This window comes from Isoptericola sp. F-RaC21, assembly GCF_038593535.1.
Lineage (GTDB): Bacteria > Actinomycetota > Actinomycetes > Actinomycetales > Cellulomonadaceae > Isoptericola.
Genome location: NZ_JBCFYX010000003.1, coordinates 39072 through 53243 on the forward strand (window position 1 = coordinate 39072; position 14172 = coordinate 53243).

The 14172-nt window shown below is 73.6% G+C and carries 17 protein-coding genes; 11 read left to right on the forward strand and 6 right to left on the reverse strand.

What is annotated here, in order from left to right; genetic code table 11:
* Positions 1-31: 31 nt before the first annotated feature.
* A complete protein-coding gene (locus tag AAG589_RS10640; protein WP_446719726.1) occupies positions 32-1291 on the forward strand; it encodes an MFS transporter in 1260 nt (419 codons plus the stop codon).
* Positions 1292-1377: 86 nt separating this feature from the next.
* Positions 1378-1626, forward strand: coding sequence for a DUF2630 family protein (locus AAG589_RS10645; RefSeq protein WP_430567233.1), 249 nt, complete (start codon positions 1378-1380; stop codon positions 1624-1626).
* Positions 1627-1651: 25 nt separating this feature from the next.
* On the opposite strand, the gene AAG589_RS10650 is transcribed toward AAG589_RS10645, so the two are convergent.
* From AAG589_RS10650 to AAG589_RS10665, 4 genes are read right to left on the reverse strand one after another with little or no spacing between them, the layout of a single operon-like run.
* Positions 1652-2635, reverse strand: a complete 984-nt coding sequence (locus AAG589_RS10650; RefSeq protein ID WP_430567234.1) for an aldo/keto reductase — start codon at positions 2633-2635, stop codon at positions 1652-1654.
* A gap of 17 nt (positions 2636-2652) precedes the next feature.
* On the reverse strand, positions 2653-3018 hold the full coding sequence (locus AAG589_RS10655) for a DUF2255 family protein (RefSeq protein WP_430567235.1): 366 nt from the start codon (positions 3016-3018) through the stop codon (positions 2653-2655).
* Entirely contained in the window at positions 3015-3758 is a 744-nt protein-coding gene (locus AAG589_RS10660) for a carboxymuconolactone decarboxylase family protein (RefSeq protein WP_430567236.1), read from the reverse strand. Before AAG589_RS10660 ends, AAG589_RS10655 begins: the two co-directional genes overlap by 4 nt.
* 3 nt (positions 3759-3761) lie before the next feature.
* Positions 3762-4652, reverse strand: a complete 891-nt coding sequence (locus AAG589_RS10665) for an aldo/keto reductase (RefSeq protein ID WP_430567237.1) — start codon at positions 4650-4652, stop codon at positions 3762-3764.
* A 177-nt stretch (positions 4653-4829) separates the two neighbouring features.
* Between AAG589_RS10665 and AAG589_RS10670 the strand changes: the two genes are divergently transcribed.
* The 3 genes from AAG589_RS10670 to AAG589_RS10680 all read left to right on the forward strand — a co-directional run bounded on the left by AAG589_RS10670 (position 4830) and on the right by AAG589_RS10680 (position 7532).
* On the forward strand, positions 4830-6077 hold the full coding sequence (locus AAG589_RS10670) for an ATP-binding protein (protein ID WP_430567238.1): 1248 nt from the start codon (positions 4830-4832) through the stop codon (positions 6075-6077).
* A gap of 106 nt (positions 6078-6183) precedes the next feature.
* Positions 6184-7119 (forward strand): helix-turn-helix transcriptional regulator, encoded by a 936-nt coding sequence (locus AAG589_RS10675; protein WP_430567239.1) that lies wholly within the window; start codon positions 6184-6186, stop codon positions 7117-7119.
* A complete protein-coding gene (locus tag AAG589_RS10680; RefSeq protein ID WP_430567240.1) occupies positions 7116-7532 on the forward strand; it encodes a (R)-mandelonitrile lyase in 417 nt (138 codons plus the stop codon). Before AAG589_RS10675 ends, AAG589_RS10680 begins: the two co-directional genes overlap by 4 nt.
* Before the next feature lie 12 nt (positions 7533-7544).
* On the opposite strand, the gene AAG589_RS10685 is transcribed toward AAG589_RS10680, so the two are convergent.
* Positions 7545-8852: an anaerobic C4-dicarboxylate transporter gene (locus AAG589_RS10685; protein ID WP_430567241.1), complete on the reverse strand. Its 1308-nt coding sequence runs from the start codon at positions 8850-8852 to the stop codon at positions 7545-7547.
* On the reverse strand, positions 8849-10417 hold the full coding sequence (gene aspA, locus AAG589_RS10690) for an aspartate ammonia-lyase (RefSeq protein WP_430567242.1): 1569 nt from the start codon (positions 10415-10417) through the stop codon (positions 8849-8851). Before aspA ends, AAG589_RS10685 begins: the two co-directional genes overlap by 4 nt.
* 144 nt (positions 10418-10561) lie before the next feature.
* Between aspA and AAG589_RS10695 the strand changes: the two genes are divergently transcribed.
* The 6 genes from AAG589_RS10695 (at position 10562) to AAG589_RS10720 (ending at position 14170) form a co-directional block, all read left to right on the forward strand.
* Positions 10562-11470, forward strand: a complete 909-nt coding sequence (locus AAG589_RS10695; protein ID WP_430567243.1) for a Rho termination factor N-terminal domain-containing protein — start codon at positions 10562-10564, stop codon at positions 11468-11470.
* Positions 11471-11693: 223 nt separating this feature from the next.
* Entirely contained in the window at positions 11694-11930 is a 237-nt protein-coding gene (locus AAG589_RS10700; protein ID WP_430567244.1) for a hypothetical protein, read from the forward strand.
* Between the two features lie 12 nt (positions 11931-11942).
* On the forward strand, positions 11943-12233 hold the full coding sequence (locus AAG589_RS10705) for a hypothetical protein (protein ID WP_430567245.1): 291 nt from the start codon (positions 11943-11945) through the stop codon (positions 12231-12233).
* Complete coding sequence (locus AAG589_RS10710) at positions 12230-12829, forward strand: NADPH-dependent FMN reductase (RefSeq protein ID WP_430567246.1); 600 nt, start codon at positions 12230-12232, stop codon at positions 12827-12829. The genes AAG589_RS10705 and AAG589_RS10710 overlap by 4 nt, the downstream gene beginning before the upstream one ends.
* Before the next feature lie 50 nt (positions 12830-12879).
* Positions 12880-13245 carry an RNA-binding S4 domain-containing protein gene (locus tag AAG589_RS10715; RefSeq protein ID WP_430567247.1) on the forward strand — a complete coding sequence of 122 codons (366 nt, stop codon included), beginning with the start codon at positions 12880-12882 and terminating at the stop codon, positions 13243-13245.
* A 31-nt stretch (positions 13246-13276) separates the two neighbouring features.
* On the forward strand, positions 13277-14170 hold the full coding sequence (locus AAG589_RS10720; protein WP_430567248.1) for a class I SAM-dependent methyltransferase: 894 nt from the start codon (positions 13277-13279) through the stop codon (positions 14168-14170).
* Positions 14171-14172: the final 2 nt, after the last annotated feature.

Consider the following 14172-nt stretch of genomic DNA (forward strand, 5'->3'; position numbering starts at 1 on the left):
CGTCCCGTCGTTCCGCCGGAGCCCTCCCCTCGTGACCGCCAGCCTGCGCGCGCGCCGCAACGCCCTGTTCGCGCTGTTCTTCCTCAACGGCATCGCCATCTCGTCCTGGGTGACGCGCACCCCCGACGTGCGCGACCTCGTCGGCGCCTCCACCGGGCAGATGGGGCTCATCCTCTTCGGGCTGTCCGTCGGGTCGATGATCGGCATCCTCGTGTCCGGCCCGCTCGTGTCGCGGTGGGGCACCCGGCCCGTCATGGCCGTGGGGGTGGCCGCGATGGCGGTCGGCGTCGCCGTGGTCGGGCTGGGCGCCGCCGCCGGCTCGGGGCCCGTCGTCGCCCTGGGGCTCGGGCTGGTGGGCTGCGGCATGGGCGGCGGCGAGATCGCCCTGAACATCGAGGGGGCCGAGGTGGAGCGCCTCCTCGGCCGCTCGGCGATGCCGACCATGCACGGCTTCTTCAGCTTCGGCACCGTCGTCGGCGCCGTCGCGGGGATGGCGCTCACCGCCGTCGCGTTCCCCGTGGTCGCGCACCTGGTGATCGCCGCCGCCGTGATGCTCGCCGGGCTCGCGGTCGCGATCCGGGCGGTACCGTCGGGCGTCGGCCGGCGCGCGGCCGACGCCGCCCGCGACGCGCACGACGCGGGCGGGGAGCGCGCGCCCGCCGTCTGGAAGGACACGCGGCTGCTGCTCATCGGCGGCATCATCCTGGCGCTCGCGATGGCGGAGGGCACGGCCAACGACTGGCTGCCGCTGGTCATGGTGGACGGGCACGGGTTCGACGCCGCGCTCGGCTCCGCGGTGTACGCGGTCTTCGCCGCCTCGATGACGGTCGGGCGGTTCGTCGGCGGCCGGTTCGTGGACCGGTACGGGCGCGCGGCCGTGCTGTGCGCGAGCTCGCTCGTCAGCGCCGCGGGCCTCGCGCTCGTCGTCTTCGTCGACCACCAGTGGGTGGCCGCCGGCGCGGCCGTGCTGTGGGGCCTGGGCGCCTCGCTCGGCTTCCCCGTCGCGATCTCGGCGGCCGGCGACTCGGGCGAGAACCCCGCCGCCCGCGTCTCGCTCGCGGCCACCCTCGGCTACGTCGCGTTCCTCGTCGGGCCGCCGGTGCTCGGCTTCCTCGGCGAGCACTACGGGCTGCGCGCCGCGCTCGTCGTCGTGCTCGTGCTCGTCGCCGCGGCCGCGTTCCTGGCTCCCGCGGCACGGAACCCCCGGCCGGTGCTGGACGACGGCGGCCCCGACCTGCCCCGCGACCCCGTGCGCGCCGCGGCGCCGCCGTCGGCGGAGGAGCCGGCCTGAGCGCAGCCTGCGCTGCCGGCTCGACCCGCTCGCGAGACGATCGAGTCCCCCGGGTAGGGCACCCGGGAGAGCGACGGGAGGCCGGCATGACGACCGACGGCGACATCCACCAGACCATCAGCGACCTCATCGACCGCGAGCGCGAGCTGCGCGAACGCCTGGCCCGGGGCGAGATCGACGCTAGCACCGAGCACGAGGAGCTCGCCGCCGCGGAGACGAGCCTCGACCAGTGCTGGGACCTGCTGCGGCAGCGGCAGGCGGCGCGGGAGTTCGGCGGCGACCCGGACCAGGCGAAGGCCCGGCCCGCAGACGTCGTCGAGCGCTACCTCGAGTAGCCGCCCGCGCCGCGCATCGGCGGGGTCAGCGCCCGACGAGCCGCATGTGCTGGGCGTCGTAGCGGTCGCCGCGCACGCCCACCCGGGTGGCGAGGGCGTCGAGGTCGGCGCGCTCGTCCGCGGACAGCGCGACGGCGGTCGCCGCGGCGTTCTCCTCGACCCGCTCCAGCCGCCGGGTGCCGGGGATGGGCACGACCCACGGCTGCTGCGCGAGCAGCCACGCCAGCGCGACCTGGCCGGGGTTGACGCCCTTGCCCGCCGCGAGCGCCCGCACCTGGTCGACGAGCGCCTGGTTGGCGGCGAGGTTCTCCGGCTCGAAGCGGGGGACGCGACGGCGGATGTCGCCCTCGGCGAACGCCGTCGCCGTGTCCACGGTGCCGGTGAGGAAGCCCTTGCCGAGCGGGCTGAACGGGACGAACCCGATGCCGAGCTCGGCGAGCGTGGGCAGCACCTCGGCCTCCGGGTCCCGCGTCCACAGCGAGTACTCGCTCTGCACGGCGGTCACGGGGTGCACGGCGTGCGCCCGGCGGACCGTGGCGGCCGACGGCTCCGAGAGGCCCAGGTGTCGCACCTTGCCCTCCGCGACCAGCTCGCCGACCGTGCCGGCGACGTCCTCGATCGGGACGTCCGGGTCGACGCGGTGCTGGTAGAACAGGTCGATCCGGTCGGTGCGCAGCCGCCGCAGCGACGCGTCGGCGACGCGGCGGATCTGCTCGGGCCGGCTGTTCAGCCCGCCCTGGCCGCCCTCGATGTCGAAGCCGAACTTGGTGGCGATCACGACCTGGTCGCGCACGGGCTCGAGGGCCTCGCCGACGAGCTCCTCGTTGACGTACGGGCCGTACACCTCGGCCGTGTCGACGAACGTGACGCCGCGCTCGACGGCGCCGCGCAGGACGCCGATCATGTCGTCGCGGCTGCCCGGGTTGGGGCCGTAGCTCTGGGACATGCCCATGGCGCCGAGGCCGACGGCCGAGACCTCGAGACCCTGTCCGAGGGTGCGGGTGTGCACGGTGCTCTCCTGTCGTCTCAGCGGGGCTCGACGCGCAGCGTCGTCGCGGTGGCCTGCGCGGTGGTGATGGACCGGACCGCCGGGCCGTCGCCGTACTTGGCGTGGTACGCGCGGTCGATCGCGGCGTCGTGGCCGTCGTCGCGGGTGAAGGTCACCTCGGCGCGCACGCCGCCCGCGTCGATCTCGCCGGTGCCGGTGCGCTGCACGCCGCGGTACCAGGCGCCCTCCTCCCCGCGGACCGAGCGCAGGAACAGCGCGCCGTCGACGACGACGTGCCACACGATCCGGGGCGTGCGCAGCGAGCCGTCCGGGCGGTGGGCGGCGACGCGCAGCTCGCCGTCGCCGTCGATCGCGGCCAGGTCGGCGAGGTTCCAGTCGGTCATGACTCCTCCTCGGTGGTGGGCTCGGTGGTGGTGGGAGGGATGACGTCGTCGAGGTCGCGCAGCGCGTTGAGCGTGCGCGGGTAGCCGACGACGGGCAGCAGCTGCGTGAGCACCGCGACCAGGGTGGCGCGGTCGTTGCCCACGGTGAGGTTCATGCGGATGTGGCCGACCACCTGCGGGTCGGCGCCGCCCAGCGCGGTGAGGAACGCGAGGGTGATCAGCTCGCGGGCGGGCAGGTCGAGACCGCCCCGCGTGTAGTGGTCCCCGAAGCAGTGGGCCGAGAGGTAGCGCTGCACGTGCTGTTCGTCGGCCGGCGCGTTCGCGTACATCGCGTCGACGGCGTCGCCGCCGACGAGCCGCTTCTGCACGGCGAGCCCGTCGTCGGCCCGCGTCTCGCGGGTCACGGTGGCCTGCCCGGGCAGGGGCAGCTCGATCTCGCGGTCGGCGAGCAGCTCGTTCGCCACGACGACGGCGTCGACCGCGCGCCCGAGCCCCACGTACGGCACGGCCTGGTACAGCAGCTCCTTCAGCTGGACGGGCGTCACGCCGGCGGCGAGGGCGTCCTCGAGCTCGACCCGGTAGGCGGCCGTGCCGCCCGTGGCGACGAGCCCGGCGAGCCGGACCAGCGACCGGACACGGGGGTCGAGCGGCGCGTCGCGCTCGACGTCGTCGGCGAACCGGTCGACGACGGACACCAGCTCCGGGTCGGTGGCGGCCAGGTGGGTGGCGGCGAGGGGCATGGCTCAGGCCTCCGGGATGTCGCGGCCGAAGGTCTCGAGCGTGATGGCGTCGGGCTCGGGGCCGCCGCGCACGCCGGTGTCGAGGGCGTCGATCGCGGCGAGCTCGTCGGCGGTGAGCTCGAAGTCGAGCACGTCGAAGTTCTCGGCGATGCGGTGCGGGGTGACGGACTTGGGGATGGCGGAGCGGCCCTGCTGCAGGTGCCAGCGCAGCATGACCTGGGCGGCGCTCTTGCCGTGCGCCTCGCCGATGCGCAGGATCGCAGGGTCTTGCAGGGTGCTGGTGTGCTCGCCGTCGCGGTAGAACGTGATGCCGCCGATGGGCGACCACGCCTGGGAGAGGATGCCGTGCTTCGCGTCGGCGGCCAGGACGTCGGGCTGACGGAAGTAGGGGTGCACCTCGACCTGGTTGACGGCGGGCACCACGGACGTCTCGGCCAGGAGCCGGTCGAGGTGGTCGGGCATGAAGTTGCTGACGCCGACGGCGCGGACCTTCCCGTCGGCGAGGAGGGTCTCGAGGGCCCTGTAGGCGTCGACGGTGAGGTCGAAGCGGCTGGGCAGCGCCTGGTGCAGGATCAGCAGGTCGATGGTGTCGACGCCGAGCTTGCCGGCGCTCTTGTCGAACGCGTGCAGGGTCGTGTCGTAGCCGTAGTCGCTGATCCAGACCTTGGTCTCCAGGAAGACGTCGGAGCGGTCGACGCCGGAGCGGCGGATCGCCTCGCCGACCTCGCGCTCGTTGCCGTACGCGGCCGCGGTGTCGATGTGCCGGTAGCCGACGCGCAGCGCCTCAGCGGTCGCCGCGACCGTCTCGTCCGGCGGGGTCTGGAAGACGCCGTACCCGAGGGCCGGCATGGTGACGCCGTTGTTCAGGGTGAGGGTGGGGACGGGGTTCGTCATGCCGTCCACGCTACGAGCAGTCCCGGCCGCGCGGGAGGCCCTGCTGGTACCCCGCTCGGCGCAACCTGGCATCGATGGCGGATCAGTGAGCCTCATGCGGCGGATCCGCGAGCATCATCCGGCGAATCCACGAGCTGGACGCGGCGAATCCACGAGCAGAGGCTATCGTCGTTCACCATGACAACTGTGTCCCGACACGTGAGGCCGCGAGTGCTCGAGGCCTTGAGCGACACACGAGTCGTCGTCGTCCAGGGCGCGCGTCAGGTGGGAAAGACGACCCTGCTGCGTGAGGTCGTCGCGGAGAACCGAGGTCGCCTGGTCACTTTCGACGACGACCTCACCCGTGCCTCAGCGCAGGCGGACCCCGTGGGATTCCTGCGCCAGACGTCTGACGGCCTGCTTGCCATCGACGAGGTCCAGCGCGTTCCGGAGCTGGTGCTGGCCCTCAAGCTCGTCGTCGACAGCGATCCCCGACCTGGACGCTTCCTCCTGACCGGATCCGCCAATCTCTTGCGGCTGCCGGCGACGGAGGACAGTCTCGCCGGACGTGCGGAATCGATCGAGCTGCACGGGTTCAGCCAGGGCGAGATCGTCGGTCACAAGGAGCAGTTCGTCGACCGCCTCCTGGCTGGTGACACCTTCCTCGGGGCAACCAGCGATCTGGCCCGCAACGACTATCTCGAGCGGGCGGTCGCGGGCGCCTATCCGGAAGCTCTCGGTCGTCCGGCTGGACGCCGTCGCAACCTGTGGCTGGAGAACTATCTGGCACGCATCGTGGAACGGGATGCCCCGGACGTCTCGAACCTTCAGCGGCTCGGGGAGCTCCCGCTGATCTTGCGAGTCCTGGCTGCCCGGGACGGTGGCGAGCTCAATATCGCCAAGGTCGCCAGCGACACGGGGATCCCTGCGAGCACACTGGTCCCGCACCTCGAGCTCCTGGAGACGCTGTATCTGATCCAGCGGATCCCCGCCTGGTCGACCAGTCTTTCCAAGCGGGTCGTGTCACGTCCGAAGACGGCGCTGCTCGACTCCGGGCTGGCCGCGCGTCTGCTCAACGTGTCCGCGGCGGGCGTCTCTCCGTCGAAGAACGGCGAAGCGGCCGGCCACCTGCTCGAAGGTTTCGTCGCCGGCGAGCTCCGTCGTCAGCTCGGTTGGTCGGCGGAGTCCGCGCGCATCAGCCACTACCGCGACCGGGCCGGTGACGAGGTCGACCTGATCATCGAGTCCGACGACGGCCGCGTCGCAGGAATCGAGGTGAAAGCATCTGCCTCCATCGGGCTGCGCGACGCGAAGTGGCTGCTCAAGCTTCGCGACAAGCTCGGCGACCGGTTCGTCGCCGGAGTCATCCTGCACACCGGCGGGACGAGCGGGCCGTTCGGCGACCGAGTCAGCGCCGTGCCCATGGACGTGCTCTGGACGGCCTGACCCGTTCTTGCACGGCATGCTGCCGCGGCGGGCGGGGGGAGCCCCGGGCGTCCCGGGTAACGGCAGTACCTCCCGCGCCGCGGAGGCCGGACGTACCTTCGAGGGTATGGACCTGAAAGCCGAGACGCGCGAGTTCCTGGCCACCCGCCGGGCGCGGATCACGCCGGACAAGGCCGGCCTGCCCGCGTACGGCGGCAACCGGCGCGTGCCGGGGCTGCGCCGCGAGGAGGTGGCGATGCTCGCGGGCGTCAGCGTCGACTACTACACGCGGCTGGAGCGCGGGAACCTCGGCGGCGTGTCCGAGGAGGTGCTCGAGGCGCTCGCGGAGGCGTTGCAGCTCGACGACGCCGAGCGGACCCACCTGTTCGACCTCGCGCGCGCCGCGAACGCGTCCGGCGCGGCCCGGTCGCGCGCGAAGCGCACCCCACCCGGCCGGCTGCGGCCCGCCGTGCAGCGCATCCTCGACGCGATGGGCGACACGCCGGCGTTCGTGCGCAACGGCCGCCTCGACATCCTGGGCGCGAACCTCATGGCCCGGGCGCTGTACGCGCCGGTGTACGACTCGCCGCGGCGCGACCCGCACAAGCCGGTCAACCTGGCGCGGTTCCACTTCCTCGACCCGGACGGCGCCCGCGAGCTGTGGGGCGACAGGGCGGAGCGGATGGCGCACGACGCCGTCGCGATCGTGCGCGCGGACGCCGGCCGCAACCCGTACGACAAGGGGCTGACCGACCTGGTGGGCGAGCTGTCCACCCGCAGCGAGCGCTTCCGCACCCTGTGGGCCTCCCACGACGTGCGGCTGCACCGCAGCGGCACGAAGGTCTTCCACCATCCCGTGGTCGGGCTGCTCGAGCTGGACTTCGAGGCGCTCGTGCTGCCCGCGGACGCCGGGCTGCAGCTCAACGTGTACACGGCCCCGCCCGGCTCGCCGTCCGACGACGGGCTCAAGCTGCTCGCGTCGTGGGCGGCGACCACGCTCGCGGCCCCCGCCGCCGCCCCCGCGGCGAACGACCCGACCCGAGAAGGAGTCACCGACCGATGAAGAAGCTTCCCCGCCCCGCGACCACGAAGAACCCGCCCGAGCAGTTCCGCGGCGACGTGTGGCTCGACCCGATCGCGGCGCCGCAGGAGGCCGACCAGCGGATGGTCGTCGCGCTCGTGCGGTTCGCCCCCGCGGCGCGCACGGCCTGGCACTCGCACGCCCGCGGCCAGACGCTGCACGTGGTCTCCGGCGTGGCGCTGGTCGGCACGCGCGACGGCGTCGTCGTCGAGGCGCGGCCCGGCGAGACGGTGTACTGCCCGCCGGGGGAGGAGCACTGGCACGGCGCGTCGCCGGACGACTTCATGGAGCACCTGGCGATGCTCGAGAACGCCGACGACCCGGCGACCACGACCACCTGGCTGGAGCACGTCACGGACGAGGAGTACGCCCGCGCGCCGTGGCTCGACGTCTGACCGCCCACCTGCTCAGATCAGCAGCGGCGCCAGGCCGAAGCCGATGGCGACGGCGGTCGCGACGGACACCAGCCCGGGCACCATGAACGAGTGGTTGAACAGGTACTTCCCGATGCGGGTGGTGCCGGTGTCGTCGAGCTCGATGGCGGCGACCACGGTCGTGTAGGTCGGCAGCAGGAACAGGCCGGTGACGGCGGGGAACGACGCGACCATCGTCGTCGCCGCCACGCCCATGCCGGCGGCCACCGGCATGAGGGCGATCGTCGTCGCGGCCTGCGAGTACAGCAGCGCGGAGGCGAGCAGCAGCACGACGGCGAGCATCCACGGGTAGCGCTGGATGATGTCGCCGCCCAGCTCCTCGATCTCGGCGGTGTGGCCCTGCACGAACGTGTTGCCCAGCCACGCGACGCCGATGATGCAGACGGCGGCGCTCATGCCGCTGCGGAACGTCTGCTGCGTGATGACGGTGCTCACGTCGATCTTGCAGAAGACGGCGATGAGCAGCCCCGCCAGCAGCATGAACGTCATGATGGCGCCGCTGCGGGTGATGGTCGGGTTCTCGATGAGGCCCACCGAGTCGGACACCGCGGTGGAGTAGAGCACGACGACGAGCAGCGCCGCCGCGAAGATGAGCAGCGACAGCAGCGCCCTCGGCTTCGCGACGAACGCGGTGCGCTCGCGCCGCTTCACCAGCCCCTTGGCGAGCCGCTCCTGGTACACCGGGTCGTCCTGCAGCTCCACGCCCTGCCGGGACGCGACGACGGCGCCGACCATGCAGCCCACCAGGGTCGAGACGCCCGCCACGGTGAGCAGCGTGAGGTAGTCGACGCCCAGCGGTTCGACGACGGCGGCCATCGCCACCACCGCGGCCGAGATGGGTGACGCGGCGATCGCCATCTGCGACGCCACGACCGCGATGGACAGCGGCCGCGACGGCCGCACGTTCGACTCCTTCGCCACCTCCGCGATCACCGGGAGCGTGGAGAAGGCGACCTGCCCGGTGCCGGAGAACACCGTCATCACGTAGGTGACGAGCGGCGCGAGGAAGGTGATGCTGCGCGGGCGGGCGCGCAGCAGCACCTCCGTCTTCGCGACGAGGTAGTCCAGCCCGCCGGCGGCCTGCATCGCGGCGATGGCCGCGATGACGCACATGATGATGCCCAGCACGTCCCAGGGGACGCCCGTCGCCGGATCGACCTCGAGGCCCAGCAGCCCGAGGACGATGACGCCGGCCCCGCCCGCCAGCCCGATCCCGATCCCGCCGAGGCGCGCGCCGATGAAGACGAAGACCAGGACGACGGCGAACTGGACGACGATCACCGGGTGGCCTCACCCTCCTCGTCGGCGTCGTCGTGCTCGTGCTCGGGGTCGGACGGGGCGCCCGTCGCGTCGTCGGACTCCACGACGCGCGACGCGTCGCCCTCCTCGCCCAGCGGCGGGATGCCGCGCTCGTCCGGGGCGTAGAACCGCCCGCTGTAGCGCGGGTGCAGGAAGTTCTCGGTGGTGAGGATCCGGTCGACGTCCTCGGCGGTGAGCAGGCCGCGCGCGACGACGACGTCCCGCACCGAGGCGCCGGTGCGGGCCGCCTCCTTGCCCACGAGGTCGCCGTTGTGGTGCCCGATCACCTCGTTGAGGTAGGTGACGATGCCGATGGAGCCGAGCACGTGCTCGCGCATCACCTCGGCGTTCGCGGTGATCCCGACGACGCACTTGGTGCGCAGGGCGTCGCACGCGTTGGTGAGCAGGCGGGTCGACTCGAACAGCGACTGCGCGAGCACGGGCTCCATGACGTTGAGCTGCAGCTGCCCGGCCTCGGCGGCGTGCGTGATGGTGACGTCGTTGCCCATCACCTTGAAGCAGACCTGGTTGACCACCTCGGGGATCACCGGGTTCACCTTGGCGGGCATGATCGACGACCCCGCCTGCAGCTCGGGCAGGTTGATCTCGTTGAGGCCGGCGCGCGGCCCGGAGGACAGCAGGCGCAGGTCGTTGCAGATCTTCGACAGCTTGGTCGCGAGCCGCTTCACCGCGGAGTGCACGGCCAGGTAGGCGCCGTTGTCGTAGGTGGCCTCGACGAGGTTCTCCGCCGGCACCGTGCCGAGCCCGGACACCTCCGCGAGCCGCCGCGCCGCGACCTTCGGGTAGCCGGGCGGGGTGTTGAGGCCGGTGCCGATCGCCGTCGCGCCCAGGTTCACCTCGAGCAGCAGGTCGGCCGCGTTCCGCAGGCGCTTGATCTCCTCCGCGACGTTGACGGAGAAGCCGGCGAACTCCTGGCCCAGGCTCATCGGCACCGCGTCCTGCAGCTGGGTGCGGCCCATCTTCGGCAGGTCCGCGAACTCCGACGCCTTCTCGTCCAGCGCCCGCGACAGGCGGCGCACGGCGACGATCAGCGCGTCGACGAGCGCGTGCACGGCCAGGCGGAAGCCGGTGGGGTAGGCGTCGTTGGTGGACTGGGACTTGTTGACGTGGTCGTTCGGGTTGATGACGTCGTAGCGGCCTCGGGGAAAGCCGGACAGCTCGAGCGCGAGGTTCGCCACCACCTCGTTGGTGTTCATGTTGACGCTGGTGCCCGCGCCGCCCTGGAACACGTCGATCGGGAACTGGTCCATGCACCGCCCCTTGACCAGCACCTCGTCGCAGGCGCCGATGATGGCGTCCGCGACGTCCCGCTGGATGGCGCGCAGCTCCCGGTTCGCGAGCGCCGCCGCCTTCTTCACCATCACCATGCCGCGGATCATCTCCGGCACGTCGTTGATGGTCGTCCCGGAGATGGGGAAGTTCTCGATCGCCCGGACGGTGTGGATCCCGTAGTACGCCTGCGCAGGGACCTCTTTCGGTCCGAGCAGGTCTTCCTCGACGCGCACGTCAGCCATGGGGTCAGCCATGGGCCTGACGCTAGCAACGCGGGCGGTCGGGCACCCGGTGGGGTGCGGATGCGTGCATCGGGAGTCGGGCGTGTGCTGAGGGGGCAGGAGGAGTCAGGGGGCGCCACCGGTGGTCGTTCGGCTGCCCGACCCGAGGAGGAGCCCATGACGAGGACCAACCCGATGACGTGGTTGGGGAGGCAGGCGCGTCGCGGCGTGACCGACCTGCCGCGCAACGTCCAGTGGGTGCTGGACGCGGGGGTGAAGAACCCGGCCCGGTCGGCCGGCCGCACCGTGCAGTCCGCCGGGCAGCAGGCGGTCGCCACCCTGGCGGACGCCAACCCCCTCTCGGGCGACGGCGGCGGGGACCGCCGGCTGAACCGCGTGGACGCGGCGATGGAGCGGGCGCACGAGCTCGAGGTGCGCGCCCACGACGAGGCCCGCCACGCGAAGGAGCAGGCGGACGCCGTGGCCGCGGCCGAGGCGGAGGGCGACCGCCGGGTCGCCGAGGCCCGCGCGGAGGGCGAGCGCGAGGTGGAGCGGGTCACCACCGAGGCGCAGCGCGAGGCGGACGAGTACGTCGCGGCGAAACGGGGCCGGGCGACCGAGCTCGCCGCCCGGCAGGTGGAGGAGACGGAGGCCGACGTCGGCAAGCGGGTGGAACACGCCCGGGAGCAGGCCGACCGGGCGCGCGCCCGGGCCGAGGAGGCGGTCGAGCAGGCACGCCGGCAGATGACCCGGGCGCGGGAGCTGGCCGAGGCGGCGGCGGAGGACGCCCGGCGCGCGGCCGAGGAGGCGCGGGCCCGGGCCGACCGGCTGGCCGGGGAGGCCGAGGAGGAGGCGAAGCAGGCCCGCCGGCGGGTCGAGGAGGCCGACAGGCGCCGGCAGGAGGTGGCGTCCGAGGGGCGGCAGCTCGGCGCGGACGCCGACACCGGCCCGCTGGACCTCGAGGAGATGACGAAGGACGAGCTGCGCGCGCTCGGGGTGGAGATGGGCCTCGACCTGCCGACGTCCCTCCGCAAGGAGCAGATCGTCACGAGGATCCGCAGGCACCAGGACGAGCACGACCGGTAGAGCACGACCGGGAGAGACGGGAGCACGACGATGACGTGGTGGCGCAGGAAGACGTTCACCGACCGGGTCGCGGAGGCGCTGGGGCGCAGGCCGCGGCGGTCGGGCGGCACGGCGGTGCGGTCCGGGCTGATCGCGCTCGGGTCGGTCGCCGGCGTGACGGCCGCGAGCGCGGTCGCGTCGGCGATCCGCACGCGGCAGGGCTCGGCTGGAGGAGGGGGCCAGGATGTTCGGTCGTAGGACGCTCGGCCGCGCGCTGTTCTTCGGGCTGGGATACGTCGTCGGCACGCGGGCCGGGCGGGAGCGGTACGCGCAGATCGAGGCCGGCGCGCGGGCCGTCGTCGCGGGCCTGCGCGCGCGGATGGACGGCGTGAGCGACGGCGGCGCCGACGGCGGGGACGGGCGGCGGCGGTCGTCGCGTGCGGACGCCGACCCGTACGGCGACATCCGCCTCGGCGGCTAGCCGGGGGCCGGGATGATCGTCCGGATCCAGCTCCTCGCGCGGCTGCTGAGGATCCGCCTGCTGCGGGTGGAGGGGGTCGTCGCGATCAGCGACGGCGACCTGCCGTCCGTGGACCCGCCCCCCGGCTCGTCCCCGAACGTGCGGGCGGCGCCCGTCGTCCGCGTCCGCGTGGACCGCGACCCGCCGGCCCTCGGGTCGGGGCGGCGTCGGCCCGACCCGGCTCTCGGTCGCGACCTGGCCGCGGCAGAGGCGATCCTGGAACAGGTGCCGTCGTCGGACCGGAGGAGCAGGGAGTCGTCATGACGTACCAGATCGGCTACATCGTCGGGAGCCTCGCGAAGGGCTCCATCAACCGGACGCTGTCCCGGGCGCTCGTCCGGCTGGCGCCCGCGGACCTCGAGTTCACGGAGATCCCCATCGGGGACCTCCCGCTCTACAGCTGGGACTACGACGCCGACTACCCGCCCGAGGGGCGGGCCTTCAAGGCGGCGGTCGAGGCGTCCGACGGGCTGCTCGTCGTCTCCCCGGAGTACAACCGGTCGATCCCGGGCGCCCTGAAGAACGCCATCGACTGGGGCTCGCGCCCGTGGGGCCAGAACTCCTTCGCCCGCAAGCCCGTCGGCATCATCGGCGCCTCCCCGGGCGGCATCGGCACCGCCGTCATGCAGTCGTCGATGCGCGCCGTCCTGAGCTTCCTCGACGCGCCGCAGCTCAACTCCCCGGAGGCGTACATCACCTACGTCGCCGACGACTTCGGCGCCGACGGCGAGGTGACGAACGAGAGCACGGCCGGCTTCCTGCGCCACTACATGGACGAGTACTGCGCGTTCGTGCAGCGGGTGCTCGCCGTCACCGCGCCCGGGCACATCGGCGACAGCGACCCGGCGTCGGCCAAGTAGCCACCGCGCGAGCACGCCGGGCGCCGGGGGCGTCGTGAGAGGCTGACGTCGTGCGAGCGGACGTGTGGCTGTGGGCGGTGCGGCTCTTCAAGAGCCGGTCGTCGTCGGCCGCCCTGCTCCGGTCGGGCCGGGTGCGGGTGAACGGCACGGTGGCGAAGCCCGCCACGTCCGTCGCGGTGGGCGACACGATCACCTGGCGCGACCCGCTGCGCGACCGCAAGGTCGTCGTCGTCGAGCTGCTGCCCAAGCGCGTGGGCGCGCCGCTGGCGGTCAAGGCGTACCGCGACGAGAGCCCGCCGATGCCCACGCGCCAGGAGCGGGAGGCCGTCGGCGTCCGCGACCGTGGCGCCGGCCGCCCCACCAAGCGCGAGCGCCGCGAGATCGACCGGCTGCGCGGCACCCGTCGCGGCAGGTGAAACGGTCCGCCGGCGTGCTTGGCTTGTCCCCATGACCGACACCTCCCGCGCGGCGAGCCGGACCGCCGTCCTCGTCTGCCAGGGCCGCGCCGCCGCGCAGGGACGGCTCGGCCCCGGCCGCTTCGACGACCCGATGGCGCAGCGGCTGCTCGACGCCGAGGAGCTGGTGCCCGTGCGCCAGGTCCGCGAGGGCCGGCCGCCCGAGGGGTGGGGGCCGCGCACGGCGTACGAGCAGGTGCGGGCGTGCGCCGACCTCATGGCTGCCCGGACGGTCGTGATCGACGAGGCCGTGCGCGCCCACGCGAACCCGCAGGTCGTGCTGCTGGGCGCCGGCCTGGACTCCCGTGCCTGGCGGATGCCGGAGCTCGCGGACGTCGACGTGCTCGAGGTCGACCACCCGGCGTCGCAGCGGGACAAGCGCCGCCGGGTGGGCGACGCGGTGCCGCCGGTGCGGCTGGCGTACGCGCCCGTCGACCTGGCGCGCGACCGTCTCGCCGACGGGCTCGCCGCCGCGGGGCACCGGGCGGGCGAGCCGACCACCTGGGTGTGGGAGGGCGTCGTCCCGTACCTCACCCGCGCCCAGGCCGCCGACACCGTGCGGCAGGTCGCCGCGCTGTCCGCCCCCGGCAGCGCCCTCGTCGTCAACTACCAGGCGCCCTCGCTGCGGGCGACGGTGGGGCGCCGCGTCGCCGGGGTGCTCGCCGCGGCGGGCGGGCACCGGCCGATGACCGCCGGCGAGCCCTGGCGCGCGGCCTGGGCGCCGCGACGGATGGCGGCGCTGCTGCGCTCCCACGGATTCGACGTCGTCGCGGACGGCGACCTGTCCGGGCCCGCCGCCGACCTCGGCGTCCCCGGCGCGACCACGACGTCGCTGCGCACGGGGCGGGTCGCGGTGGCGGTGCGGCCCGGCGCGCGCCGGGGCTGACC